The organism is Metabacillus herbersteinensis, assembly GCF_042433335.1.
In the GTDB taxonomy this organism is placed as follows: Bacteria; Bacillota; Bacilli; order Bacillales; family Bacillaceae; genus Metabacillus; species Metabacillus herbersteinensis.
On the sequence record NZ_JBHLVO010000112.1, the window covers coordinates 1 to 516 of the forward strand.

Here is a 516-nt window from a genome sequence, read left to right on the forward strand (position 1 = left end):
AGTAGTACGCCATCTGGAGGCAGCCCTTTGTACTCTGACAATACCAATGACTTCAATATCAAAACCATTCTCCTCGAAAATCTGCCTTGGCCACTTTCCATTTTCATTTTCATCTATAAAAATTCTCTTAAATTCGTCTGTATATGTAACACCCTTTGAACTTACAGATTTAACATATGGATTATTAAATAGTATTTCTATCTCTTTCTCAGTAAAGTGTTTTTTTGACATGTAACTGTTCTCCGATTCTCCTGTTTTTTTCATTATACAAAAAAGCACCCTATAGGGCAGACCTTTTTTTAGTGTCTACTCTATAGGGTACAGTTTATATTTCTGGTTGACCATTTTTTATATCGATATATGATTACGGTAGCCGGGGTAGAACGTAAGCGCCCTTGGGACTCGATCCCGTCCATTAAACAGTTCGCCCCCTACTTGTAGAAACATGATTGAGGCTGGTTGGGACAATGATCTCGTATAACAAGCGAAGCTATGATACTACATGGAGGAATAGGG

At 38.0% G+C, this 516-nt stretch carries 1 protein-coding gene; it reads right to left on the reverse strand.

The genetic code is table 11. The annotated features are described in order from the left end of the window. The coding region (locus tag ACFFIX_RS27950; RefSeq protein ID WP_378939924.1) for an HTH domain-containing protein at window positions 1-231 on the reverse strand (231 nt) is incomplete at its 3' end. Between the last annotated feature and the right edge of the window lie 285 nt (window positions 232-516).